Below are 24,734 nucleotides of genomic sequence, written 5' to 3' on the forward strand. Positions count from 1 at the left end.
CCCGCCGCCGCCTCCATCCACCGACGAATGCTTGCCTGCGCTTCTCAAGCGACACAGGCGGAGGGGTGAAGGGGATTTATCCTGCAGGGGTGACTGCAGGCGCCATTCCGCCTTGCGCCTTCTAGCTTGGCTTCTTCAGGAGGTACTCGTGGGAACCGAGGAAGTGATGCGCACCGTGCACCATCTTGGCGGCAACCGGCTGAAGTCCATGGTGGAAAAGAAGATACTCAAAATCCGCGTTTCCGAAAGCGAAAAGGCCGACTTTCTGGCCCTATTGGAGGTGGAGGTGTTCAAGGCGCCCAAAGACCCCTCCTTCCTCACCGACTGGAACAGCGCCCATGGCACGGAACTGAGCGTGCGGGAGGGGAAGCTGGTCCTCAAGCGCCACCTTCTTTTTAAAAAGCATCTCCAGGCTGAAGTGGCCGATTTTTTGGAGGACCTCTACTACATTCTCCGCTACATTGTCTTGGAGGCACGAACGAATGGCGTGAAAGGGGACTAGGGTATCTAAAGAAGACCAGCGACTCCGCGCTCCTTCCGGCCCAAAAGCCAGATCGGGAAGCGACTTGCGAGCTGAACCCGGGCAGGAACTTGGTCTTTGGGTAGGAGCCCCAACTCCTAGAGGATTGGACACGGGCAGAAGTTGGTTTTGTGGGTAACCCGTTTAGCCCTGCTCCAGGCGGAGTGGCCTTGGAAAGGCCTGGAGCAGGAAAGCTTCCCTCATCGGGATACGGCCCGTGCGGACGGATGCCCCGATTTCATCCTCGGGGAATAGGTCAAGGTGCATCTCCGGGGCGGCGGTGCGCTTCGGAGGTGCAAGGTGCACCTTCGGCTTCCTGAAGGCGTAAGATGGGCTTATGAGTGCCCTAACGGTACAGGTAGTGCGGGACGAAGAGGGTAGGGAGCTCGGGGTCATGCTCTTTGTCCCCAAGGGGCAATGGCCCCGCCTCCAGGCCCTCTTGGAGGACCTGGAAGACCTCGAGGACGCCCTGGCCGCCCTGGAGGAGCCCACCACGCCCTACGAGGAAGTGCGGGCCCGCCTGAAGGCTGAGGGGCGGCTTTGAGGTACACCCTCCTCCTTACCCGTTCTGCCCAGAAGGACTTGGAGGCCCTTCCCCCCGAGGTGCTGAGGCGGGTGGACCAGGCCTTGGAGGAGCTTGCGGACAACCCCTTTCCCCCGGGCAAGGTCAAGAAGCTCAAAGGAAGCGGGCATCCTCCCGTGTACCGCCTCCGTGTGGGGGACTACCGGGTTCTCTTCACCGTGGACCCTGAGGCCAAGACCCTTACCGTGGCCCGGGTCAAGCACCGGAGAGAGGCCTACCGATAGGCCGCCTTGACCCTGGGTAGAAGTAAGGACTTCACTTTGCACTGCCACCCTTGGCCGGATACCGGCTCCCACACGAACCTTGCCTTGCCCCCCAATTGCTTGCGCATCTTGCTACCCCCAGGCTACAGCCTTTGGTCTTTCTCTCGGAAAGGTCCAAATTCGGGGCAGCCCTGCAAGCTCCCTGTGGTAGTATCCCTTACACACCATGGCAGACAAAAAAACTCTTCAAACCAAGGCCGTCGTCGTTAAGCTGGAGGATGCCGCTTCTCTTGAGCTTCTTACGGAAAGTTGGGCCTACGTGCGCCGGGTTCGGCCCGCCCCAGGGCCGGACGGGGAAACGGTAGAGTCCTTTGAGCGCGCGCTTTCTTTCAACCTGCAAAGCCTTCGCGAGGAAATGCTATTTGGAAGCTATCTGCCCCGTCCTGCCCGTAGGTTTTGGGTGCCGAAGCCGGGCGGCGGCGAGCGGGGCGTGGTGTCCCAAACTGTACGTGACCGCGTAGCCCAGGGCGCCATCCGCAGAGCCTTAAACCGCAAGTTGGATGCGTTCCTTAGCCCAGCGAGTTTCGCCTACCGGAAAGGGCGTGGCGCCATACACGCTGCCCACAGGGTCAGGGACCTCTACAAGAGCGGCAAGCGGTGGGTGTTCCGAGGAGATATTGAAGACTATTTCGATCGGGTAACCCACGAGGCCGTGATCCGAAGCCTTGCCCCTTATGTGGAGCCGAACCTTCTCCGGCTCATCTTCGCCTCCTTGCGGATGCCGGTTCTGGAAGGTGGGGTTGTTTCCGTCCTCGAGGTGGGGCTCCCCCAGGGGGGCCTTCTGTCCAACTTCTTGTCTAACTTCTACCTGAACCCCTTCGATTGGGCCATGGGCAAGGGATTGGTCAGGTTTGCAGACGACTTCGCTGTCATGGCAGTTACCCCTCGGGAGGCCGGGGAAAAGGCGGGGGAGGCCTATGAAGTCCTGGGGAAGCTGGGCTTGCAGCTGCACCCGGACAAGACCAGGATCCTTTCCTTCGAGCAAGGCTTTGATTTTCTGGGCTTCCGCTTTCACAACGCATCCATAAGGGTTGCGCCAGACCGCAAGGCGGAGTTTAAAGCACACCTGGAAAGCCTACTGCTCGGAGAAGTCCCGGTAAGCTCCGCTTTGCGCCAAGCCAACGACCTCATCCGCGGGTGGAGAAACTACTTCAGCTTGGGCGATGTGGCGCGGGATTTTGCTGAACTAGATGACTGGATGGAAGCGCGCTTTGGAAAGCTGGCCAAGAAGCTGGAGCGGTTGGTGCCACCGACAAAAGCGCGCAGAAGACCCCCGTCGCTGGGTGAGTATCAAGGTCCGGCACCCAAACGAACGGCGGTGAGGGGAAGCGAAACCCTTCGGTTAGACCCCAACCGGACACCCTTGGCGGTGAAGCGGGGGGGAGAGTGGAAGCTTACACGCGAACTCCCCGATGTGGATGTGCCGGTAGCCCTCGAGGCCCAATTGCGGGCAACTCGAAGGTACCACCAGGGCTTGGTTCTTTCCACATCCGGCGAGGTGGAGGCGCTTGTGTCCTTGACCAAATTGGGCGCCGCCAGCAGGGAAGAAGCGGAAAATCTCTATCACGGGGCCTTAATGCGAAAAGCAGCGCCCGTGGACCCGAGAGGTGCCCTTGGCGCCTTACGGCGCGCCCTGAGGGTCGAGGTTTGGGCTTATCTGCTCTCCAGAGGGCTGGATATCGGCTCACCCTCGGGCGTTCCCAGGCTAGCCATACTGTTGGCCGACGCCTACGCACCCGCAATCGTGGATGTATATGCTCTAGAGTTGGTCCAAGGGGGGTTAGGGAACCAGGCTTTTGGCAAGTTCCTGGAGAGGCTCTCCCACCCCGCGCGGCTTGGCGAAAAAACCCTTCTGGTGCAGGAGTTTCTAGAGGAGGAGGCCTCGAGGGTTTTGAAACCCGGTTATACTCCCTCGTTTTGGAGGGAATTATGAGACTCTGGATCACTCGTCAAGGGGCTGTTCTGCGGAGTTCCCGCGGGCAAATCCTTTTGGAAACCGAGGGTCAGGTGGAGAAGGCTTGGCCGTTGGAGATTGTAGATGAAGTAGTGCTGGTAGGAAGTGTACAGCCCAGTGTTAATCTCTTGCGCACTTTGAGCAACCGCGGGGTACCCGTGCATTTGGTGGCTACAAGTGGGCGGTACCGAGGAGCGTTCTTTCTCCCGCTGAGCGGGCAAGCGGAGTTGCTGAAGCTTCAGGTCTGGAGCACGTTGGACCCTTTGCCCATAGCCAAGCGCATCGTGGAAGGCAAAATCCGGGCTATGGGGGCGGTATTGAGGGCCTGGGGCAAGCGCGTTCCCCGAGTGCGTGAGGGAGCGAGCGAAGTAGAAGCCTTCCTTTTGATGCTCTCTCACGCAGAGGACGTGGAGAGCGTACGGGGCATTGAAGGTGGCGCCACGGCCGCATATTTTAGGCATTTTGCAGCCATGGTGCCCGGCCCGTTTGCGTTTGCGGCCCGGACCACGCGCCCTCCCCGTGATCCCGTAAACGCCCTACTGTCTTTCGGGTATAGCCTGCTGCTCACCCAGGTAGTAACTGCTATACAGATGGCAGGTCTTCACCCGGCTTTGGGTTACCTACATGTATCGCACGGAGCACGCCCCGCCTTAGCCTTGGACCTGATGGAAGAGTTCCGGTCTGTTTTCGTGGACCGCCTGGTGGTACGAATGCTGCGGCAGGGCATTGTTAACCTCGGCCATTTCCGCCCCGTAAAGGGAGGTGTGTATTTGAACGACGAGGGGCGGGGTGTCTTTCTGCGACACTTCACTCGAGGGTTGGGTACCGAGAACGAGGGTTTTCGGGAGCACATTTTTCGCTACGTTCAGCATTTCAAGGGCCACCTACGGGGAGAGTCGTTCCCCTTTTTGGTTAAGGGGGTGCCGTGAGGATCGTGGTGAGCTACGATATACCCGATGACGCCCGGCGTCTAAAAATGGCGGCTCTCTTGAAAAGCTATGGAGAGAGGGTTCAGCTATCGGTGTTTGAGGCCGAGCTCAACCCTTATCAACTAAAGAGCTTGCTCGGCAAAATAAGGGAACTCATGGAGCCAGAGGACTCGGTTAGGGTCTATCTGTTGGGGAAGGATTGGAAGAAGCGCACGCTCACCCTCGGACGAGCAACACCCTTGAGCTTTCCTGAAGACGACGTGATTTAAGTCATAGGGGTACGCGGACTATCCACTACGCCAAGTACAAGCCAGAAAGAAGACATTCAGCACAGGGCTTTTTGGAGCTTCCTAAGACTGAGTATAAGCACCCCCTTCGGCAGGCTTGACTAGGGCAACGTTTTTGGCTACTATCACATTAGGTTGGAAAGGGAAACGCAGACGAGCGAGTACCCCTCCGACCAAGTGGATCTTGAAAGCCTGGTGCAGGACGATGGTTTTAGAGGGGGGAGTTGCACCTCTTTAGCCCCGTCAGGGGATTGAAACCCAGCAAAAAGCGGAGGCTTCCGAAGGGCTCGATGGGGTTGTTGCACCTCTTTAGCCCCGTCAGGGGATTGAAACGCCTCTTCATCTCTTGTCTCATGCTGGGATGAGAACTCCTCCGAGACGTCCCGACTGCGGATGGTTCTCACCTTAGACCTGGCCTGCTCAAAGCAGGGCCTCTTGCACGCAGTCCCACTCACGGCTAGCCTGTTCACACGAGGGGCCAAGAATGCACCTTCTGCTGATCTCTTTGGTGGGCAACGACCCGGGGCCAGTAGCCCTTGCAGCCAAGTACCTCCGCAAGACCACACCCCGTGGGACGGACCTGTCTATTCTTCTGGTCCAGGACGGCTCGCAAAACGTACCCCTACGGGAAGCTAGGCTCTCCGCCCTTCAGCATTGGTTGCAACAAGAGGGATTTTCCGTCCAGGTGCGAGAGTCCTAGGAGGCCGCGCTTAACGAAAGCGCTGATTTTCCAGGCCGTGTCGTCTTGAACCTCACCGCCGGGGATAAAGCCTCTTTTTTCCGTTTTTACCATTCAGCCAAGAAGCACGGCTGGGAAGCCCTGGTCATAGACGCCCACGGACCTGAGGCGGTGGTGACAACTTTGGCGCTGAAACCTCTTCCCCTCAGCAAGGATGAGTACCTTCATCTTCAAGATTACAAGTCCCTTTATTTTGTTCCCGCGCAAGCAAGGCTCATAGGCGTAGCCAACGAGGTTCCCCCAGGCCTAAGGGGCTATGTCTGGCACCAGCTTCGCACCGCTCAAGGAATGGACGTCTTGCTGGCCATTCAGGGCAACCGACCGCTCCTCTACTTCTCGGGGTCCGGCAAAAACTTCAAGGACCGCCTTAATGTTATCGCCCAAACCGCCAGGGAATTGGCAGGCCAGCTCGCGCTACCCATAACCGATTTCCCAGAACATCAGGTCCGCAAGGCGCACGCCAACAACCAAGAGTACTTGAGACGCATCTACACCCAACAGGCCAAAGAGTCCCGGGTACATCTCGTCTATCCCAGGAGGCCCGGAAACCTCCAAGAGGGGTTACAAGTACCCAAGGGGCATACGGCAGTGGAAAAGGTCCTCCGCCCCTTCCCCCTTCCCCGAAAAGGACCCGTTTTGCTCGCCCTCATGGGCGAACAGCCCGTACCGCTCTTGGCGTCCTTTTTGGCCCACCAACCCAAGGAAGTCTACTTGGTAACAACGCAGGCCCTAGAAGCCCAGCTGGAGCGTCTATCCCACGCTCAAAGGGAGCTGGAAAAGCTAGGGGCCCGCGTCCACACACGCACGGTTGAAGGGCCTTTCGCAGCGGACACCATTCGCCAGCTTTTCACACCCGTGGTCAGGGCGGCGGAAGCCAATGGCTTGCCCGTAGTGGTCAACCTCAATGGCGGAACCAAGCTGATGGCCCTGGCACTCCTCGAGGCCCTTCCGCCCCAAGCGAAGGTGGAATACTTGCATGGCAAAGAGCTGAAACCCCTGCCAGAAGGCCCACCCCTTTCTGTTCCCTGGGATAGCGTTACCCCCCAGCAAGTGCTAGGCCTCTTCGGCTACCGCCTGGAAACCCCAAGCACGGTGGGAAAACCTTATCCAGACCCCAAGGTGCTGTCCTTGGCTGAGGCGCTCCTGGGGCAACCCGAGAATAGGGGACTTGCGAAAAACTTCCTCCAGGCCTGGGTTGAAAGCTTCGGTGCGAACCCAAGGAGCTTCCGGCGCCGCATGCAGAAAAGCCCCTTGGAAACTGCTTTGGGCTTGGCATTGGAGTACGCTGTTTACTCCCATTTGGATGCGTTTTTGCGTCGCCATAAAGGAGGAGCAGCGCCCGGGGGCAACTTAGTCCCCATCTCCTGGAAGGAGCAGGGCCCCAGGGAAGTGGATGGGGTGGCCTGGATTAAGGGCAGGCTCGTCATCGTGGAGTGCAAACCCTCGCTACAAAAAGCCCTGGGCCTGGAGCGAGAAGACGCCTCGCTGGGGGTCCTGCGGGAGATGTTTGGCGGGGTATTTGGTGGAGGAATCCTGGTGGTCCGCAAGAGTGCCTGGCCCCCCCACGAGAAATCTCGCGCTCGCTTGCGCTCTACCCTTGCGGACCGAACCCTGCGCATCTTCAGCCTCGAGGGGCGGACCCACTTCCCCGAGGGCACCGTCTGGCACTTCCCCCACGACCTCGAGGCCGCCTTAAAAGACTGGCTCTAGCCCCTAAGCCTTTCCAAGACCTGTTTCAAGTGGGGGCTCTCCTTGGCCCAGCTCTTCAGGTCGCCTTGGTTTCTTAGGAAGCCCTTGGCCTCGAGGGCCTGCCGCAGCCCGGCCAGCTCCTCCTCCGATAGGCCCAAAATCGCCTCGGCGTTCTCCTCCAAAAACCTCCTAAAGTTCGGGTAGCTCACGGAGCGGAGCCTGGTGGCGAGCCGCTCGTACTCCGGGCTTGGCACCTTGCCCCCGTCCTTACCTTCCTCAGCCTGGGCGGGAAGGGCTCCTGCCAGCTCCATCCGCCCATACCCCGAGGAGGTCTTGGCGCCCACGCCCTCTTCCCGCAACGCCCAAGCCAGGATCTGCCAGGCGGCCTGGAGCCAGGGCTTGGCCGCCTCCCGGTCCACCCCAGGCGCCGGGGCCAGACCCAGCAAGAAGGTGCCGGTGACGCTAAGGAAGGGCACGGGCACAGGGCTGTCCCAGTCCGCGGGGGGGACCTTACCGCCCCCGTAGTAGTCGGCGTGGTGGGGGTTCATGATGTCCGGGCGGAGCCTCCACTTCCCGGGAAGGGGCAGGGCGTCAAAGAAGACCACCAAGCCCTGCTCCTCCGTGGTGCCGAAAAGGGCCGCTTGGGCCTCGCCCCGCTGGAAGCGATCCAGGTCCCGTCGCCAGGCCTCTCCTTCCAGGCGGAGGTGGGCGTAGCGGCTGGCCAGGCCCTTGAGGGCCGAACCGGGCAGGTAGGGCACGCCGTAGGTGCGGTGGAGGGTGAGGCTGGTCTCCAAAACCCCTTCCCCCCCGAGGCCCACCACCAGGCGCCCCAGGGTATGGGCCTCCCGCACCTCCGCCCCCGCTTCTAGCAGGGCCTGGCGGTAGCGCTGGAAAAACTCCGCGTAGCCCTCAGGCTCGCCTTCCTGGGCCGCTTCCTGCACAAGGTTGCGCTTGCTCTCCGTGTCGTCGCGGTGGGAGCTTTCCAGAAACCTATCCAGCCAAAGCCCGCGGTTAACCCGGGTAGCGCCAGGAAAACGGAGACCCTTCAGAACTTCCCTCCGGCTCATGATGCCCCCTCAATCAGGGCCTGGGCAAACCGCTTGAACCACCCCGAGGCCTGGAGCACCTCCCGGGTGAGGCGCAGGTAGAGGAGAAGCTCGGCCCTAAGCGCCTCTTCAGCCAGTTCCCTCCCTCCCTTACGCCCCAGGACCTGGGCCAGGTCGTCCAAGAACCTCTTGTGGGCCTCCTTGCCCCGGGAGTCCACGAAGGCCAGGGCCTGGGCCAGCCCCGCCTGGCGCACCAGGACGGGGAACTTCAGGGCCATGGTCTGGTAGTCCTCCGCCCAGGTACCCCCCTTCTGCGCGGCCTCCTTCACCCTCTCGTAGGCCCCCTGGGCCCAAAGCTGGGAACGGGTGCGCATGGCTAGCCTCCCAAGGTCACCCGGCAGAGGCCCCGGCCCACCGTGGCCTTGCCGCCCAGCTGCAACGCCCCTTGCAGAAGGCCCTTGAACAGGGCGAGGACCGCCTCGGCAGGCAGGGCCTTTTCCTTGCGGCGGGAGGGCTCGGCCCGCACCAGGCTGTAGAGGACGCTCTCGGCGGGCAGGCTTTCCTCGTACCAAAGCGCCCTTTGGGCCACGGTCTTGGTGGCGTCGTCCAGGCGGATGCGGGCCACCACCTCGGTGGCGGTTTCCAGCAGGAAGGCCATCACGTCGTCGTGGACCACCGCCAGGCGGCCCGCCACCGGGGCCTGGGTCCTGGTGAGCCAATCCTCCCACTCCCCTACCCCAGGAATGGGGCGGGCCTCGAGGTCCAGGTCCTCCAGGTAGACCTTACCCCCCTCGGGCAGGCGGGAGTTCGGGGCCACCAGAGCCTGGCCCTGCCCCAAGGGAGCAGGGAGCGCAGGGGGGGTAAGCCCCGCCATCTCCGCCTCCCGGCGGAAGCGCTCCAAGAGGTAAGGGCTCGTGACCAGGGCGAAGACCCCGTAGAGGCTCCGCACGGGCAGGAGGAGGAGCTTGGCGTCCCCCACCTGCACCGCCCCCGCGTGCTCGGAGGCGGCCTCGGTTTCCGGGCCGAAAACCGCGAAGAGGGTGTCCTTGTCCCATCCCTTCCCCTGAGCCCGGTCCCGCAGGACCCCCTTGAGGGAGCTTCCCGGCAGGTAGGGGATGCCCGTGGCCTTCTCCCGGGCGATGGGCAGGTCGATGGCCCCGATGCCCTGCCCCGTCCCCGCGTGGAGCGGGGAGAGGGCGTGGATGAAAAGGAGTGCGGTGGTGCTCCGTTCTGGGTTCACCTTTCTCCTCCTTGCTCTCTCAAATACTTCAAGAAGGCCCTAATGGGGTCGGTTTCTCCCCGCAAGGGCTCGATCCTTTGCGCCTCCTCTGGGGCGAGCTTCACGCTCACCGGGTGCGCCTCATCACCCACCTCAAGGACCACGCCCCCCGGGGGCACCCGGGGCCCCTCGAGGACCGCCACCAAGGTGGCCCGCTCCCCTAGGGGGCGGATGAGGAGGGGGCTTGCCAGGCGGTCGCCCTCGGCGGGCTTCAAGGTGCTATCGGAAGGATCGCCCCCATCCTTGAAGTGGAAGATGATGGGCAGGCCGAACTGCCCCCGGGGGAACTTGCGCACGGGGTGCTGGGGTGCGTGCCGGGGAGCGTGCCTCCTCGTCAGGCGGCGCACCTCGTCGGGCTCGGGCCAGAAGGAGCGGCCCGGGCGGTTCCTTTCCTGGCCCTCTCGGCGCATCTGACGGAAACCGCGGTAGGCCTCGGCCACTTCCCGCCAGGAAAGGGAGAACACCCCAAGGAGGCTTTTCGGCGTCAGGTGGGGCACCCCTTCCGGCCATCCCCCCTCCCGGCTATAGCGGACAAGCCGTTGCCGAATCTCCTCCTCTTGCGGCACCTTTTCCCCCTCGCCTCGCGGCTCCTTCTCCACCTCGGGCCTGAAGGCCCCAAACCCCCTGCGGGTGCGGGCCCCAAGCCCCCCAAAGGTCTCCCAGGCCCAAAGGGCCGCCTCCAGCTCCCCCTCGGCGTCCAGCAGAAGGGGCTTTTGGCCCTCGTCCTGGGGCACCGCCACCTCCTTGGGGAAGGCCAGGCACAGGCGGAAGCGCACCCCTACCCGCACGGGGTAGTTATGAGGGTCCTGGTCGGTGCGCCGGAGGGGGAAGGCCAGGTAGGGGTGGGCCACCTCAGGCCGGGCCCGGGGGAAGTTCTTCCCCGGCACGTCCACGAAGACGTCCTTCTCCTGGCCCGCCTCCAGCACCTCCACCTCCACCTGGAGGGGCGAGGCCCCTCCTTCCCCCGCGCTGCCGAAGAGGGCGGCCTCGAGGGCCCAAAGCCTTTCCAAGCTTCCCCCCGCCTGCCACCCCCGCACCGCCCGCCACCAGAAGCGGAGCTGCCCCCGCACCTCCGTGGCCCGCACCACGCTCACCGGGTCCGCCCGCTTTGGCTCCACCCCGCCCCCGAAGAGGGGGGTGAGGAACCGGTAGGTGCGCTCCTGGGTAACGATCCTCCTTCCGTCGGAGCGCTGGCCCTCGAGGCGCCTGGGGCCGTAGGCCTCTGGAAACTCCCTGACCCGCCTCATGCCTCCTCCCACGCCACAGGCTTTCCGCTCCACACCCCCACCGCCGCCAAACCGTAGCCGTCCCTGCGGTCCTGGGGCAGGTGGGAAAGGTTTTGGAACCATACCCCTTCCAGCCACTTCATCACCTGGTCGTCGCCCCACGCCTGGGGCAGGCGCACGAAGTACACGCTCCCCGCGGGCACCGCCCGGCGGCTGGGCTTTGGCTTCCCCTGGGCCAGGTCCCAACCGGAAACCGCCAGGGGCCGCCCCACCAGGGCCGCCTCCACCCGGGCCCCGGCGATGGCCCCGCCCTCGGGCAGGTAGGCGCCGCCAAAAAAGCCCGGCGTGAGGAGGACCACCCGGGCCGCCCGGGTTTGGACCAGGGCCTCCGCCAGGCTGAAAGGCACCCCAGGCACCCCCGGCCCCCCCTTCCGCCAGAAGGCCAGGCGGCGCTCCCCGCCCAGGGGGTGAACCCCCTCCACCTCCACCCCGTCCTCCGGCCACAGGACGAGGGCCAGGCGGCGGAGGCTTCCCGCCTTGCGGGCGAACTCCAGGCCCGAGGTTTGGAAGAGGGCGCCCTCCCGAGCGGTGCCCTTTTCCGGGTCCAGGCTCACGTGGGTGCGGATCTCCGGGGTGGGGCCCTCGTGCCCTTCCGGGGTGAAGCCTTGGGGAGGGTCCTCCAAGAGCCAGGCCAGGAAGCTTTCCCAGTACCAGAAGGCGGGAAGGCTTTGGGGCTTTCCCTTGAGGTGGGGGCTGGGCGAGCCCACAGGGAGAAGCCCCGGGTCCAGGTTCATGCCCGCCCCCTCCGGCACCCTTAGGGGCCGGAGGGGGTACAGGTTCCCTCCCAAGCGCAAGGCGTCCAGGGGCCTAGGGACGAGAAGGCGCCACCCTCCTTCCGCCGCCTCCGCCAAGAGGGGTCCCCGGACCCCCCAGGAGAGCACTTTCGGGGCGTCTTGGGGAAACTGGAGGCCCGCCTCGAGGGCCCGCCGGGTGCGGTAGGCCCCGGCCAGGGTCTGGGGCAGGGGGAAGGGAAGGCTCCTGGCCCGGGCCCCAGGGCTGTTGGTGAAGGGACGGCCGTCCCGCACGATGAGGGGATCCCGCGACTCAATGAGCATCCCACACCTCCCGCCTTTCCGTCGGTACCGCCGCCTGCTCCAAGGCCTCGGCAAAGGGCCGGGCCAGGAGGAGTTCTTCGGCGAGACGGCCCACGCCTCCTTCCCCGCTCAGCCACCGGGCCAGTTCCTCCTTATGCCCCCTCTTCATCTCCTTCCTCCCCAGGATGCGCCGGGCCTCGGCCAGCAAGGCCTCTTGGGGAAGCCCCAGGGCCTCCCCCTCCTGGGCCAGCTCCCAGAGCTCGTAGGCCACCCGGGCGGGCACCTCGCCCAGGCGCAGGAGGTCGGCCAGGCGGAGGAGGCGCTGGGTGAGCCGGGGCTCCTCGTCCCAGCGCCCCCGGACCATGAGCTCCGAGCCTGCGCGGGGGCTGTAGGCCACGGCCAAGGCGTTCCGCTTCTCCTCCCCTTCCCTCCCCTCCTTGGCCAGCCTCTCCGCCCGCCGGGCAAGGTCCAGGGCGTCCTGCAGGGGCTCCAGGTGGTGCACCACCGCCAAGCCCACGGAAAGGGTGGGCGGCTGCTCCAGGGGCACCCCTTCCAAGGCCTCCCCCATCACCTTCTGGAAGCGCTGGGCCAAGGCCCAGGCCGCCCGCAAGGCGGTGTGGAGGGGCAAAAGGGCCAGCACGTCATCCCCGCCCGAGTAGACCAGGCCGCCCCCGTGGGCCTCCACGATACCCTTCACCTCCCGGGCAAACCCCAGGGCCAGGGCCCGGGAGAAGGCCCGGTGGGCTTGGGGGTGCCCCAGGCGGTCCAAGGCCTCCCCCATCCGGTCCCCGTCCGCGTGGAGGAGGGCGTAGTAGCCTCCTGGAGGGGCTTGGATGCCCTTCTGGCGAAGCTTCCCCCACAGGCGGCGGAGGACCTCCTTGGCCTCCTCCAACCGCCCGGGGTCTTCCAAGGCGGGGAACTCCTCGAGGCGGCTCTCGTAGAGGAGGCGGACGTCGTACTGGACGAAAGGCGTGTCCTTCAGAGCGGGGTGGTAGGTGGCGGCCCTGGCCTCCTCCCCCACCAAGGCCGCCAGGTGCTCGAGGGCCTCCCCCACCCAAGCCTCCCCTCCCTTGTTCTTGACCCCTTCCCAGAAGGGCAGGACCGCCATGTGGGTGGTGCTCACGAAGCCGTGTGCCGTGGGCCACCAGCGCTTCAGGAGGTTGCGAACAGTTGACCCCCAGCCACCCTTTCCCTACCCCCCACCAAGCCCCGCTCCCAAATCCCACCACCCCCCCAACCCCCCGTCCGCACCCAGCAAAAGGCTTGAACCCCTACAATGCTCCCCAGGAGGCCCAGTCGTGAAGAGGGGAAAGAAAAGGGAGCCCAAGCCCTACACCGGCCTGGAAGCCCTTCTCGTCTTCCCCGACCACGGGGACTACGTGGCCACCCTTGACCTCATGCGCCGCTTCTCCTCGGCGGTGCGCTACGGCTACAAGAGGCTCCTTGAAGGTGAGGACCGCAAGGAGCTCAAGCGGGAAGATGGCCCCCTGTGCACCCTCTTCCGCCTCAACACCCGCTACGCAGATGACGCCATCCTCAAGGCCAAGGCCCTCCTCACCTCCCAGGTGGAGCTCGGGGAGAACCCCCGCAAGGTGGTCTTCGGGGGGAGGAAACTTCTTGCAGACCTGGCCCGGCTCAAACGGAGCAACCTCCCGCTCTATGAGCGGAAGAAGGCGGAGTGGCGGGAAAGGCGCAAGGGCACCCTCTACGCCCGTGGGGACCGGAGCAAGGGCGGCAACCTCAACCTCCGCCTCGTGGTGCGGGAGGGAAACCTCTGGCTCCGGGTCCACCTGGGAGACCGCTACGCCTGGGCCCTGGTGAAGACCTCCCACCCCAGGCTCCAAGCACTTCTGTCCCGGGTGTATGCCCATGAGCCCTACAACGTGGAGCTCGCCTTGCGGGAGGGGAGGGTCTACGCCCTCTTCTCCTGGGAGGAGGAGCTTCCCCCCCTCTCCCTCACCCAGGAGGGGGGCGTCCTGGCCCTGGACGTCAACGCCGACCCCTACGGGCTGGCCCTGGCGGTGGTGAACCCGGACGGGAGCCTCAGAAGGCACCTCACCCTCTCCCTGGAGGAGGTGGACCGGGCCAAGAACCGGGGGGCCAAGGAGATCCTTCTCTGGAACATAGCCCACCAGGTGGTGGCCCTGGCGGAGCAGGAGGGGGTGGCCATCGCCACGGAGCGGCTGAAGCACCTCCCCAAGGGCAGACGGGGAGATGGTCTTGGGCCTGCTTTCCGCCGAAAAGCCCACCGCTTCGCCTACCGCTCCCTCCTGGGGAAGGTGCACGCCTTGGCCCGGAAGAAGGGCATCCAGAGCCTGGAGGTGAACCCCCAGGACACCTCCACCATCGGGATGCTGAAGTACGCCCCCCTCCTGTCCTTGTCCAAGGATGTGGCCGCGGCCTACGTGATTGGCCGACGGGCCTTGGGGTTCAAGGAGGAGATCCCCAAACCCCTGAAAGCCCTCCTCCAGGACCCCTCCTTTCACGACCGCACCCGCCGCTTCTACGAGGGGCGGATAGCCCAGCTCAAGGAGCGGCACCGTGAGGAGAAGAACCCCTACCTCAGGCGCAGGCTCGGGCGGGAGCTTGCCCAGATGAAGAGAGCTCTCGCCACCCTTCCAAGCCTTCAGGGTGAGCCAGGCGGCCCTGCGGGGTCAACCGCGGGAAGGAACCCCCAGGGCATCCACGCCTGGCGAGCCCTGAGGGTAGGCCTCTTCCTTCCCCTCCTTGGGCGGAAGGTGCCGAGGGACCTCTCGGTCCTCAAGCCCATCCTGCTGGGATCGTGGGAGGGGTGGAAGCGAGGCTTAGACCCTCATCCTGGTGGGGGGTCGGCTGCTGCGGATGCCCACCTACGTGTGGGGGTGGGTAGTGGTGGCTAGAGTTGACCAGGTCCGGCCCCGAGAGGTACTCCCCCCGCCTGAGGCCCAATTTGAGCCGCACCCGGTCCGCCTCTTTGGGGTCATCCGGCAGCAGGAGAACGCTTTCCCGGGCACCGTCCAAAGAGCTCTTGAACGCCTCCTTGCCCCAGGAGACCGGGGCGAAGTTTCGGGTGTTTTTGCGGGCGACGAGAAGGGCCATGAGCCGCCCGCGGGCCTGGGGGTAGTCCGCTTCGGAAGCCAGGGGGACGTAGGCGTAGTACCCCTCCAGGAGATCCTCCACCTGGGCGAGGGCCGCTTCCCGTTCCACGTGGAGCGCCCGCTCCTTGGGGGCGAAAAGCTCCTGGGCCTTATTCACCAGGTACGCCCGCGCCGCCTCCACGGCGCGCTGGCCCAAACCGCTCGGGTCCTGCCCCTCGGGGATGAGGGCCAGAAGGACATTGGCGATGCCCGCTTGCCCCAGCTCTTTGAGCTCCGCTGGGCTTGTCGGGGCGGGGAAGATGAGGTTTTCAGGCCCCACCGCCTGAGCCAGAACCTCCGCCGCCGCCTGCGCCGCCTCGGAGAGGAGGCGGCTACCCGCGAAGAGGTCCCGGGTCCTGCGGGCGGTGGCGATGAAGTCCTGCACGGGACCTAGGCTGACTGCTAGCAACGCTCCCACCCTCACCTCCATAGCTGCGTCTTGAGGGTTTCCATGAGGCCCAGCCCCTTTTTCCACACCTGCACCAGCCCCTGGGGGCTGGAAAGGGCCCGCTGGGCCTCGGCTTGTTCCGGCTGGGTGCCGTGGGCGATGGCGTTGCGCACCCAGCGGAGCTCCCGGTAAACGGCCGCCCACCTGGGGCTCATCTGCCAAAGCCACCCCTCCAAGCGCTCCCGGGCGTCCATGCGGGCCTCGTAGAGGAGCACCTGCCCCTGGTCTCCGAACCGCCTCACCCCTAAAACCACAATGGCTTCAAACAGAAGCAAGAGGGCCTTGAAGATCTGCCCCCGATCCCAGAAGAAGCGGGCCCGGTTGGCCATCTTGTCCTCAATGTTCTCGCCGTCTAAGCCAGAAAGCACCTCCCGCACCCACCCGTGGACGTTCTCCCCCGCCCAGGGGTTTCGGGCCTCGGCCAGACCGCTTAGGCGCTTTTTCACCAGGTGCTGCTGGTTGGTTTCCAGGAAGAAGTAGGCCTCCTCGGCCTCCTGGGCCTGGGCGGTACCTGCGAAGTAAGGGCGAAAGTCCCCTGTGGCGGCCAGGACGCTTAGGCTCTCATCCAACGCGATGAGCTCGTGTAGCGCCTCGAGGCCCACCACGGGCGCCTCAGGGGCGCTCCCCCTAAGCTCCAGGCCCCCGTAGTGGAGCTGAATGCGGGCACCCCAGGCATGCCGGAGGGGCAGGAGGGCCCCCAGAAGGGCGTAGCCCAGGTAGCGGTACCCGTGGGTGATGTCCAGGTGGAACTCCTCGTAAGGCCCCAAGGCGGCGAGCCGCTCCCCTAGGGCCTGGGCCACCTGCTGGGGAGCGGGGGGATCGGGCAGGAGGACCAGGGCCACCCGAACGCCTAGGAGCTCGGCCAAAAGGTTTTCCCACCGGACCAAGGCTGCTTCTAAGGAGGCTTGTCCGGCCTCAGCCGCCTCCACCTCCCGGTGCGCGGCGTCCCAGCCTGGAGGCAAGGACACCTCCGAGTGAATGGCGAAATCCTCCAAAAGCCCCCAGGTGGAGCCCGTGGTGCCCACCACCATCAGGTCCGGTGCCGGGCCCGGGGCGGCCAGGTGGCGGAACAGGGCGCCGCCGAAAAAGGTGGCGGTGCGCACCTCTCCGTCAGGGAAGCGGTACGGGGTGGTTTCATACCGCAGGCCCCCCGTAGGGGCAGCGCTGCCCTTGCCCATCACGCTGATAAGAAGCCGCTTCATCCTGCTCTCCTCTAACCGCCCAGCATACCGTTGTTAGGCCCGGGCTCCTGCGAGGTTTGCACCCGGGATACCCAAGGACGCACCAGCCCATACCCCAAGGAGGTCTTGGCCCCCACCCCGGCGAAGAAGGCGAAGCGCCCCAGGGCCCAAAGCCAAAGGGCCTCCTCCTCCGTGGCCTTGGGTAGGTGGTAGACCACCTTGCCCACGAAGCCCACCGTGTCCACCTCGGTGCGGGCGGGCCGGGTGCGGCCCTCCAGGAAGCGCACCGTGGTCCTCTCCATAAGGGCCTCCCGCACCGCCTCCGGCGGGGTGAGGGGGGCGAAGGCCTGGAAGCGCCGAAAGAGGCTTTCCAGCACCAGCCGGGGCTCGGGCAGGGGGTAGTGGACCCCTTTCCGCCGGAAGAAGGTGGGGCTTTGGAAGTGCAGGGGCAGGTCCGGGCCCGCAGGCCCCTGGAACAGGCGGGCGTAGGTGGAAAGCCCTGCCCAGGGGTGGCCCTCCTGGAACACCCCCCGCACCCGGAAGGGATGGCCCAGGCGCACCTCCTGCCCCTCGAGGGCAAAGAGCCGGGGGGCCAGGCGGGCGTAGAGCTCCTCCCGCAGGAAGGCGAAGCGGGCCCAGTAGGCCCCTTCCCTTCCCCCGTGGCCCAGGCTGAAGGGGTTCTCCCCCTGGTCGTGGGCTTCCGGGGCCACCTCGCGGAGGAGGGCGTAGAAGAAGCCCCTGAGCCCCAGGGGCTCGGGCGGGGCCTCCCCCTCGAGGGCGAGCACCAGGGCGGCCAGGACCATGGCCTTAGAAGCCCAGCTCCACCGGGTCCAGGCGGGGCGCCGGACCCACCTCCCGCCCCAGATCCTCTAGCAGGGAGCGGGCCAGCCTCGTCACCTGTTTCAGGCCTTTGGGCGAAGGCCGCTCCAGGCCGTGGACCAAGAGGGAGGCGTTTCGGGCCTGCAGGGCCCCGGAAAGGCCCCGTAGGGCCTCCAGGGGTTCTCTGGACAGAATGGGGTCCCCGAGAAGGCGCAGGAAGGCCACCAGGTCCAAAAGGCCCAGCTTGGGAGAAATCCGCACCTCCTCCTCAGGAAGGGACAGGAGGGCGGCCAGCTCCCGGCGAAGCCCTTCCTGCTCCTCTTGGCTGAGCCCAGGCGCCTCCGCCCGCCGCCCCAGGCGGGCCAGGCGCTCCTGCAACAAGAGCTCCAGGGCCCGGTAAGCGTAAAGCCCCGCCAGGGTGAGGGAGCGGGCCTCCTCCCGCTGGGCCAGGTGGAGCAGGGTGGCGGCCAGGCCTAAGACCCCTCGCCTTTGGCCGAAGTCCCCTGAGCGCAAAAACCCCTCCACCTCCTCCAGGAGCCGGGCCTGGCCCTCGAGGGCCCTCCGGTTTTGGTTCAGGGGGTGGTTCAGCCAGGTGTTTTCGGAAAGCCTCCCCAGAAGCTTCCCGGCCTCCTTCACGGCCTCCCCGAAGTCCAGGTCGTACCACCTTTGGTACATCTGGCAGAGGAGCGCGTAAAGCTCATAACGGCGGTCCCCGGTCTTGCCCCCCATCTCCCCGAAGACCTTGCCCGCCTGGCCGAACTCTCCCTTGGTGTAGAGCTCCCGGGCCAGGAGGGCGTCCACCTCCGCCAGGACCTCGTGGGGGTTGGGCAGGATGACCAGGCGCTCCGTGCCCGCCTTGGGGCGGCGGAGGTCTGGGTCATAGACCTCGTTGTCCACGTACACCACCCGCACCTCGGGGTAGAAGCGCTGGAAGAAAAAGCCCGCCGCCGCCAGCCCCGCGCTCATGGCCTTGGTGCCGCTGGTGAGGTCCAGGGCCACGGGAAGGCCAGGGTGCTTTTCCAAAAGCCGCTTGACCTCCCGGTAGATGGCGGCCACGTCGCTCTTGCCGATCTCAATGGGGTAGAGGTCCTTCCCCGTGTCCTGCCGCAAACGGGAGAGGAAGCGGGCGCTTTCGGGGGTGTGGAGCACATAGACCTCCCCTGCCCCGGCTCCCAAGATGGCCAAGGCCGTGGCCTCCGGGCTGGTGCCCAGGGTGTGGATGGACACCTGGAAGGGTTGGCGAGAGGGGTACACGGGGGGGTCTTGGCGCCACTTCTCCAGGAGCACGGGCCAAATCCTCTCCTGGTAGAGGGCTTGGGCGTTCCCGCCCGCGTTCACGGCCTCCTTGTAGGACTGCCAGAGGGCCTCGAGGTCCAATCCCTGGTTCGGTAAAGGCTCCATAGGTCGGCTCCCTGGGGCCAGGCTTCCTTGTGAGGGCACTTCCTCAGCTTCCGTGCTGGCCCTTGACTTAGGGTCATATTAACCTGTACCGACTTACCCCTTGGCCATCCCCGAGCCCGCCCTGCACGTTCGGCCATGCATTTCCCATGGGCAGGCTACGCCGCTACCCACAAGGGAATGGCATCGAACTCCAGGAGGAGGGGAGGGGCCACCCCCAACCTCTCCCGGGCGTAGGCCACCATCTGCCGCACCTTACCCATGGTGATGCGGTGTTCCTTCCGCAAGGCCACAAGAACATTGGCCTCCACCAGATTGTGGAAGGAAAGCAGGGGACCGCCCTCAGGAGTCGCAATCAAAGGCCCGGACCACCCCCATCCCTGGCCCCCACGCACCGGGTAGCTCCGCCCCCGCACCCAGGTGCGCAGAGTGGCTTCGGGAACCCCCAGGTACCGGGCCGCCTCCCGCAGGGTGTAAAGGGGGCGGTCTCGGGGAGCCAGAGCCGGGAGCGTAGCGGTGCCCTCAGCCCTGCCCTCATCCCCAGCGGGCTACCACAAGAGCTCCTGCTCCTTTAGGCCAGAGGAAGCTTGCCCCGCAAGCCCAAATAGGCCGCGCATTGCCCCCACCCTGCCACCTCCCTGGGAGGAGCCTTAGGCACCCACCCCTTAGGCTTCCGCAAGCCCACCAAGAGCTCATAGAGGTCCAGGCCCACCGCCTCAAGGCGGCCATCCTGGGCCGGGAGAGGTACACACCCTTTTACTTGCGCCAACGATAGCCGCTATAGAAGTGTGCTTTGTTGCGGGGCGAAGGCGCGTCCCAAACTTCAACCAAGCGAAGTATCCTTGAGCGCAGAGGTTTGGGGCAAAACCTAGACTCGGTACATTACAGCCCCTATTTGGTATAATGCACCTGTCCGGAACCCCGGACGGGCATCTTGAAAGCCAGCTTCCTCCGTCCTGCACGCGAGTATGCGTTTTCCCCTTTTCATCGCCCCTTTCTCCTGTGGCCTTCCAAGGGCGCAAACCCTCAAAAACCCCCGTTATTCACCCCTCGCATATTCCAAGCTTCATGCTTCTCACAAATACCCCCCTCGGGAGCCCGCTCCAGGACGATGCGCAGAGGGGGTACCCGTTGCACGAGGTTTAGCCCCGTAAGGGGATTGCGACACCGTGGGCCGCTTTCCACTTTTCCACAATCCTTTCCATCTTGTTGCACGAGGTTTAGCCCCGTAAGGGGATTGCGACCCCAGCCTGGCCGCCCTAGCCACTTCGGGGAGAGTGAGCGTTGCACGAGGTTTAGCCCCGTAAGGGGATTGCGACATTCCTCCAAAAGGTAGTGAATCCCCCCAACACAGTAGAGTTGCACGAGGTTTAGCCCCGTAAGGGGATTGCGACGGGCGGGTATAACCCGCCCCCCTTACTTTTGCCCCTACCCATGAGTTGCACGAGGTTTAGCCCCGTAAGGGGATTGCGACGAATTAATCCCCGGCCACGTGGAGGCTTGGGCGCTCAAAGCCTCAGTTGCACGAGGTTTAGCCCCGTAAGGGGATTGCGACCAGACTCAGGGTTGAAGCCAAACGTCGCCTCCACACCACCGAGTTGCACGAGGTTTAGCCCCGTAAGGGGATTGCGACGACTATCTGCGCGATTAGCAAGCACTTCACTCATCTTCTTGTTGCACGAGGTTTAGCCCCGTAAGGGGATTGCGACCTTCCTTACCCTCAGCCTGGGGCCCCTTACGCCTAGCGGCGTTGCACGAGGTTTAGCCCCGTAAGGGGATTGCGACTCCCGCCCAAAACCTGAAGCACCAGCTTCTTCACTTTCCGTTGCACGAGGTTTAGCCCCGTAAGGGGATTGCGACGTCAATGCCTGCTCCCTAATGGCCTATGCCTATCCCTCCAAAGTTGCACGAGGTTTAGCCCCGTAAGGGGATTGCGACTTCCATCTTCCTTTCCCCCTTTCTGTACGCCCAACCCTTGGGGTTGCACGAGGTTTAGCCCCGTAAGGGGATTGCGACTACCCCCCGGCTTGTGGCCCCCTAAGGGCTGTACCCTCAAGTTGCACGAGGTTTAGCCCCGTAAGGGGATTGCGACCTCCCATCGCCCCCCCTACCCCACTCGCCTCCCACCCGGTTGCACGAGGTTTAGCCCCGTAAGGGGATTGCGACGATTACCTTCTGCCTCGGCATACCGCTCACCTCCACCCCCGTTGCACGAGGTTTAGCCCCGTAAGGGGATTGCGACTGGGCCTGGACACGCCACCTTTGGGCGCTGCCCACGAGCTTGCACGAGGTTTAGCCCCGTAAGGGGATTGCGACTCTCCGTCCCGGCCAGCCACGACGACACTCTTGCCGGTGTTGCACGAGGTTTAGCCCCGTAAGGGGATTGCGACACGATAGTGGCCCGGCCGGTGTTGGTGTATCCCCCTCCGGTTGCACGAGGTTTAGCCCCGTAAGGGGATTGCAACTTGGAAAACGGCCCCGTGCCGCAAGCCGTCTCGGAATGAGACGCTCGTCCGCGGGATTGGGGAGCAGTCGCGGCGAAGTGCAAACCGCACACGGCAAGAGGGGGGAAGCGGGTATAGTTTCCTCATGGCAGAGCCAGTCCACGTGGCACTGGCAGCGCTGGTTCACGACGTGGGCAAGCTCCTCTCCCGCGCCCGCTGGGGGGAGCGGGACGAGGGCATGCCCGACCGCACCCATACCGCCTACACCGCCCTCTTCGTGCGGCAACACGCCGGGCTCTTCCAGAAGGCGGGCATAGACCCTAAGTGGCTGGAGCGCACGGCCAGCCGCCACCACGAGGGCTGGCGGGACCGCCCCCAGTACCAGCCGCAAACCCCCGAGGAGTGGTGCGTGGCCCTGGCGGATACCTACGCCTCCCAGGAGCGGGAAGGGGAGGGCCAGGGGGGAAACGTGCCCGAGGTGCCCCTTTGGCCCATCTTCCGCCAGCTTCGGCTTCAGGGGCAGGAGGGGGAAAAGGACCTCGGCCTGAGCCCCGTGCACGCCCTGGGAGAAGGCCTCGTCCCCGGGGCCCCCTACCCGGAGGCAAGGCCCAACGTGCGCAAGGAGGTCTACGGAAGGCTCCTGGAGCGCCTCGAGGACCGCCTGCAGGCCCTTTCCCGGCTCCCCTCTCTCAGCCCCGAAGCCCTCCTCCTCTCCCTGGCCGCCATCTTCCAGGAGGGGCTTGCCCTGGTGCCCGCCGACACCCAGTCGGAGCCCGACGTCTCCCTCTACGACCACCTCCGCCTGGCCGCGGCCATCGCCCACGCCCTGTGGCTCTACCACGGGGGAAGCCCCTCGGTGGCCGACCTCAGGCAGGACGGGAACAAGTTCCTCCTGGTGGTGGGGGACCTGGGGGGCATCCAGGGCCACATCTACCGCATCGCCGGGGCGGAAACGGGGGTGGGGGGCATCGCCAAGCGCCTGCGGGCCCGGAGCCTCGAGGTGAGCCTGGCCGCGGAGGCCCTGGCCCTGGGGCTTCTCAAAAGGCTGGGCCTCACGCCCCTGAACCGCCTCATGGGGGCCGGGGGCAAGTTCTACCTGCTCCTGCCCAACACCCAAGAGGCCCAAGAGGCCCTGGAGGAGGCCCGCAAGGCCTGGGGCGAGTGGGCCCTGCGGGGTGGGGGAAGCCTTCTCCCCCACCTGGCCTACGTGGCCTTCCGGGGCCAGGACTTCCGGGACTTCCCGGACCTCCTCAAGGCGGCCCACCGGGCTTTGGCCCAGGCTAAGCTACGGCCCTTCCCCCACCTCAGCCGCACGGAAGCCACCTTGCGCCAGGCCCTCCGCCCCTGCGCCGCCTGCGGCCTCAAGCCCGCCCGGGAGGACGCTCCGGGAAGCCTCTGCCCCGACTGCGAGCGGGAAGCGGAGGTGGGCAGGCTCCTTCCCCGAAGGGACCGGGTGGGCTTCTTCCTCGAGGAAGCCCCCCGCCCCTTCCTGCAGTTTCCCCCTTTGCGCGTGGCCTTGGGCCAGGGCTTCTTGGAAGGGGCCTGGCACACCTACCGCGCCCGGGCCGACTTCGCCCCCGACGGCGCCTCCTTTGAGGTGAAGCCCCTCCTGGGCCACCTGCCCACGGTGGCCCACGCCCTGAAGGCCAAGGGCATGGGCCTGGAGGCCTACCGGGCCTGGCTCCAGGAGGAGGGGCTTTGGGAGGAGGAAGAGGGCTGGGACGAGGACCGCCCCCTCACCTTCGGGGAGCTGGCCGCCCTTTCCGAAGGGGCTCCCTACCTGGGCGGGCTCATGCTGGACGCGGACCGCATGGGAGAGGCCTTCGCCACGGGCTTCCGCCGGGAAAGCCGTGACCTGGCCACCCCGAGCCGCATCGCCGCCCTTTCCCGGGCCTTGGAGTGGTTCTTCAGCGTGGAGGTGCTGGAGCTCCTCCGCAACCCCGCCGCGTATGCCAAGCGCCTGGGCTGGAACGACCGGGAGGCCCGTCAAAAGGCCCTCCGCTACCCCCTCCTCTACAGCGTCTACTCGGGCGGGGACGACCTCTTCCTCCTGGGGCCGTGGGACGCCCTCTTAGAGTTTGCCCTGGACCTGGAGAGGCTCTACCGCCTCTACACCCGCCACCCCGCCCTCACCCTCTCGGGGGCTTTCCTCCTTTTCGCCCCCAAGACCCCGGTTTCCCAGATGGCCGAGGCCCTGCGGGAAGGGGAGAAGCGGGCCAAGGAGGCGGGGCGGGGGCGGCTTTTCCTCTTCGGGCAGGCGGTGGCCTGGGCCGAGCTCCCCGAGCTCCACCGCTGGAGGGAGGACCTGCGCCGGGACCTGGCGGCGGAGAAGGTGAGCAAGGCCCAGGCCTACCGCTGGCTGGCCCTGTGGCGGGAGTTCTGGGCAGACGGCTTGGACGAGGGGGAGCGCATGCGCTACAAGCCCCTTCTGGCCTACGCCCTCCGCCGGGTGCGGGAAAAGGACGAAGGGACTTGGAAGCGGTACCTGGAGCTTTTGGACCACACGCAACCCGCCTGGACCCACCTGCCGGTTTGGATCCAGTGGGCCTTGTACCAGGAAAGGAGGGGGTGATGACGGTTTTGGAGTTTTACAAGGACAGGGAAAAAGGCCTTTTGGACCCAGCGGTCTTCACCAAGGCCAAGAAAGTGGCCGACGAGTTGGTGCAGGAAGGAAAGCTCAAGTCCAGCCAGTTCCGCAACTACTTCGCCGAGCTCCGGGCCCTGGAGAACCGCTTCCAGAAGGAGCGGAAGGCGGACGAGGCCACGGCCTTCGCCCGGCTTTTGCCCGAGCTGGAGCTCCTCAAGGCCAAGCTGGCCTACAACACCCGCTCGCAGGGGCCCCTCAAGGAGGCCAAGCGCTTCGTGGAGTTCATGAACGAGGCCCTGGAGGCGGGCCAGCGGAGCCCCCAGGACTTTGAAGCCATGATGAAGTACGTGGAGGCGGTGCTGGCCTACTTCTACGCCTCGGGGAAGTGAGGTGGTGGACGTGCAGCTCAGGAAGGTGATCCGCATCCGCGCCCTGCTCTTGGCCAAGACCGGGCTCCGGATCGGCATGAGCCGGGACCAGATGGCCATCGGCGACCTGGACAACCCCGTGATCCGCAACCCCCTCACCGACGAGCCCTACATCCCGGGCTCCAGCCTGAAGGGGAAGCTCCGCTACCTCCTGGAGTGGAGCCTGGGCGGGGACTACATCCTGAAGGCCAAGGAGAGGCACGTGTACGCCTCCCCTGACCCCCAGGACCCCGTGGCCCGCATCTTTGGCCTAGCCCCGGAAAATGACTCCAAGAGCCTCGAGGTGGCCCGCCAGCGGGGGCCCACCCGCCTCCTGGTGCGGGACGCCTACCTCACCCCGGACTCCAAGGAGGAGCTGGAGCGCACCATCGCCCGGGGCGGGTACCTCACGGAGATCAAGCAGGAGGTCTTCATCCCCCGCCTGGGGGGAAACGCCAACCCCCGCACCACGGAACGGGTGCCCGCAGGCGCCCGCTTCCAGGTGGAGATGGTCTACCGGGTGCTGGACGACTTGGACGAGGCGTATTTCGGGAAGTACCTCATGCGGGCCCTGGAGCTCCTGGAGCTGGACGGCCTGGGCGGGCACATCTCCCGGGGGTACGGGCAGGTTTACTTCCTCCACCCGGGCAAGCCCCTGGAGGCGCAGGAGGGCCTGGACCTGAAGGAGCGGCTGGAGATCCAGGAGGTTGCCCTCGCGGGGTAGG

Annotated in this window: 22 protein-coding genes, 1 pseudogene and 1 CRISPR repeat array; of the genes and pseudogenes, 12 read left to right on the forward strand and 11 right to left on the reverse strand. The window is 65.4% G+C overall.

Annotated features, from left to right (window positions below):
• Nucleotides 1-148 precede the first annotated feature (148 nt).
• From L1087_RS11475 to L1087_RS11500, 7 genes are all read left to right on the forward strand, one after another.
• Nucleotides 149-502 carry a hypothetical protein gene (locus tag L1087_RS11475; protein WP_234559023.1) on the forward strand — a complete coding sequence of 118 codons (354 nt, stop codon included), beginning with the start codon at nt 149-151 and terminating at the stop codon, nt 500-502.
• A gap of 355 nt (nt 503-857) precedes the next feature.
• Complete coding sequence (locus L1087_RS11480; protein ID WP_135261175.1) at nt 858-1,064, forward strand: hypothetical protein; 207 nt, start codon at nt 858-860, stop codon at nt 1,062-1,064.
• Nucleotides 1,061-1,327, forward strand: coding sequence for a type II toxin-antitoxin system RelE family toxin (locus L1087_RS11485; protein WP_135261174.1), 267 nt, complete (start codon nt 1,061-1,063; stop codon nt 1,325-1,327). The genes L1087_RS11480 and L1087_RS11485 overlap by 4 nt, the downstream gene beginning before the upstream one ends.
• 205 nt (nt 1,328-1,532) lie before the next feature.
• Nucleotides 1,533-3,299 (forward strand): reverse transcriptase domain-containing protein, encoded by a 1,767-nt coding sequence (locus tag L1087_RS11490; RefSeq protein ID WP_234559025.1) that lies wholly within the window; start codon nt 1,533-1,535, stop codon nt 3,297-3,299.
• Nucleotides 3,296-4,249 (forward strand): CRISPR-associated endonuclease Cas1, encoded by a 954-nt coding sequence (gene cas1, locus L1087_RS13420; RefSeq protein ID WP_386083195.1) that lies wholly within the window; start codon nt 3,296-3,298, stop codon nt 4,247-4,249. Before L1087_RS11490 ends, cas1 begins: the two co-directional genes overlap by 4 nt.
• Entirely contained in the window at nt 4,246-4,518 is a 273-nt protein-coding gene (cas2, locus tag L1087_RS11495) for a CRISPR-associated endonuclease Cas2 (RefSeq protein WP_234559027.1), read from the forward strand. The genes cas1 and cas2 overlap by 4 nt, the downstream gene beginning before the upstream one ends.
• A gap of 2,155 nt (nt 4,519-6,673) precedes the next feature.
• Entirely contained in the window at nt 6,674-6,985 is a 312-nt protein-coding gene (locus tag L1087_RS11500; RefSeq protein WP_234559029.1) for a hypothetical protein, read from the forward strand.
• Here the strand turns inward: L1087_RS11500 and cmr6 are convergent.
• The 6 genes from cmr6 to cas10 (L1087_RS11530) are packed head-to-tail and all read right to left on the reverse strand — an operon-like array spanning nt 6,982 to nt 12,765.
• A complete protein-coding gene (gene cmr6 / locus L1087_RS11505; protein WP_234559031.1) occupies nt 6,982-8,031 on the reverse strand; it encodes a type III-B CRISPR module RAMP protein Cmr6 in 1,050 nt (349 codons plus the stop codon). The genes L1087_RS11500 and cmr6 overlap by 4 nt on opposite strands.
• A complete protein-coding gene (gene cmr5, locus L1087_RS11510; RefSeq protein ID WP_234559033.1) occupies nt 8,028-8,384 on the reverse strand; it encodes a type III-B CRISPR module-associated protein Cmr5 in 357 nt (118 codons plus the stop codon). The genes cmr6 and cmr5 overlap by 4 nt, the downstream gene beginning before the upstream one ends.
• Nucleotides 8,385-8,386: 2 nt before the next feature.
• Nucleotides 8,387-9,250 (reverse strand): type III-B CRISPR module RAMP protein Cmr4, encoded by an 864-nt coding sequence (gene cmr4 / locus L1087_RS11515; RefSeq protein ID WP_234559034.1) that lies wholly within the window; start codon nt 9,248-9,250, stop codon nt 8,387-8,389.
• The gene (gene cmr1, locus L1087_RS11520) at nt 9,247-10,536 is read right to left on the reverse strand and encodes a type III-B CRISPR module RAMP protein Cmr1 (RefSeq protein WP_234559036.1); all 1,290 of its coding nucleotides are present in this window, start codon (nt 10,534-10,536) and stop codon (nt 9,247-9,249) included. The genes cmr4 and cmr1 overlap by 4 nt, the downstream gene beginning before the upstream one ends.
• On the reverse strand, nt 10,533-11,630 hold the full coding sequence (locus L1087_RS11525; protein ID WP_234559038.1) for a type III-B CRISPR module-associated protein Cmr3: 1,098 nt from the start codon (nt 11,628-11,630) through the stop codon (nt 10,533-10,535). The genes cmr1 and L1087_RS11525 overlap by 4 nt, the downstream gene beginning before the upstream one ends.
• The gene (gene cas10 / locus L1087_RS11530) at nt 11,620-12,765 is read right to left on the reverse strand and encodes a type III-B CRISPR-associated protein Cas10/Cmr2 (RefSeq protein WP_267964902.1); all 1,146 of its coding nucleotides are present in this window, start codon (nt 12,763-12,765) and stop codon (nt 11,620-11,622) included. The genes L1087_RS11525 and cas10 (L1087_RS11530) overlap by 11 nt, the downstream gene beginning before the upstream one ends.
• Before the next feature lie 142 nt (nt 12,766-12,907).
• On the opposite strand from cas10 (L1087_RS11530), the gene L1087_RS11535 reads away from it, so the two are divergent.
• Nucleotides 12,908-14,488, forward strand: coding sequence for an IS200/IS605 family accessory protein TnpB-related protein (locus L1087_RS11535; protein WP_234559041.1), 1,581 nt, complete (start codon nt 12,908-12,910; stop codon nt 14,486-14,488).
• Here the strand turns inward: L1087_RS11535 and cas10 (L1087_RS11540) are convergent.
• The 5 genes from cas10 (L1087_RS11540) to L1087_RS13335 form a co-directional block, all read right to left on the reverse strand.
• Nucleotides 14,370-15,143 (reverse strand): type III-B CRISPR-associated protein Cas10/Cmr2, encoded by a 774-nt coding sequence (cas10, locus tag L1087_RS11540; protein ID WP_234559042.1) that lies wholly within the window; start codon nt 15,141-15,143, stop codon nt 14,370-14,372. The two genes, L1087_RS11535 and cas10 (L1087_RS11540), sit on opposite strands and share 119 nt — an antisense overlap.
• A gap of 2 nt (nt 15,144-15,145) precedes the next feature.
• A complete protein-coding gene (locus L1087_RS11545; RefSeq protein WP_234559043.1) occupies nt 15,146-16,375 on the reverse strand; it encodes a CRISPR-associated DxTHG motif protein in 1,230 nt (409 codons plus the stop codon).
• Between the two features lie 11 nt (nt 16,376-16,386).
• Nucleotides 16,387-17,157, reverse strand: coding sequence for a CRISPR-associated endoribonuclease Cas6 (cas6, locus tag L1087_RS11550; protein WP_234559044.1), 771 nt, complete (start codon nt 17,155-17,157; stop codon nt 16,387-16,389).
• Between the two features lie 4 nt (nt 17,158-17,161).
• A complete protein-coding gene (locus L1087_RS11555) occupies nt 17,162-18,574 on the reverse strand; it encodes a TIGR02710 family CRISPR-associated CARF protein (protein ID WP_234559045.1) in 1,413 nt (470 codons plus the stop codon).
• Between the two features lie 155 nt (nt 18,575-18,729).
• Entirely contained in the window at nt 18,730-19,071 is a 342-nt protein-coding gene (locus L1087_RS13335; RefSeq protein ID WP_326490733.1) for a helix-turn-helix domain-containing protein, read from the reverse strand.
• 159 nt (nt 19,072-19,230) lie between these two features.
• On the opposite strand from L1087_RS13335, the pseudogene L1087_RS13425 reads away from it, so the two are divergent.
• The 4 genes and pseudogenes from L1087_RS13425 to csm3 all read left to right on the forward strand — a co-directional run.
• Nucleotides 19,231-19,346: pseudogene (locus L1087_RS13425) on the forward strand (CRISPR-associated endonuclease Cas1); the annotation flags it as partial.
• 355 nt (nt 19,347-19,701) lie between these two features.
• A CRISPR array of direct repeats spans nt 19,702-21,036; the repeat unit is 36 nt; unit sequence GTTGCACGAGGTTTAGCCCCGTAAGGGGATTGCGAC.
• 124 nt (nt 21,037-21,160) lie between these two features.
• Entirely contained in the window at nt 21,161-23,587 is a 2,427-nt protein-coding gene (gene cas10 / locus L1087_RS11565) for a type III-A CRISPR-associated protein Cas10/Csm1 (RefSeq protein WP_234559047.1), read from the forward strand.
• On the forward strand, nt 23,587-23,991 hold the full coding sequence (gene csm2, locus L1087_RS11570) for a type III-A CRISPR-associated protein Csm2 (RefSeq protein WP_234559048.1): 405 nt from the start codon (nt 23,587-23,589) through the stop codon (nt 23,989-23,991). The genes cas10 (L1087_RS11565) and csm2 overlap by 1 nt, the downstream gene beginning before the upstream one ends.
• 10 nt (nt 23,992-24,001) lie before the next feature.
• Nucleotides 24,002-24,733 carry a type III-A CRISPR-associated RAMP protein Csm3 gene (gene csm3 / locus L1087_RS11575; protein WP_135344078.1) on the forward strand — a complete coding sequence of 244 codons (732 nt, stop codon included), beginning with the start codon at nt 24,002-24,004 and terminating at the stop codon, nt 24,731-24,733.
• Nucleotide 24,734 lies beyond the last annotated feature (1 nt).

It is taken from the genome of Thermus tengchongensis (assembly GCF_021462405.1).
Lineage (GTDB): Bacteria > Deinococcota > Deinococci > Deinococcales > Thermaceae > Thermus > Thermus tengchongensis.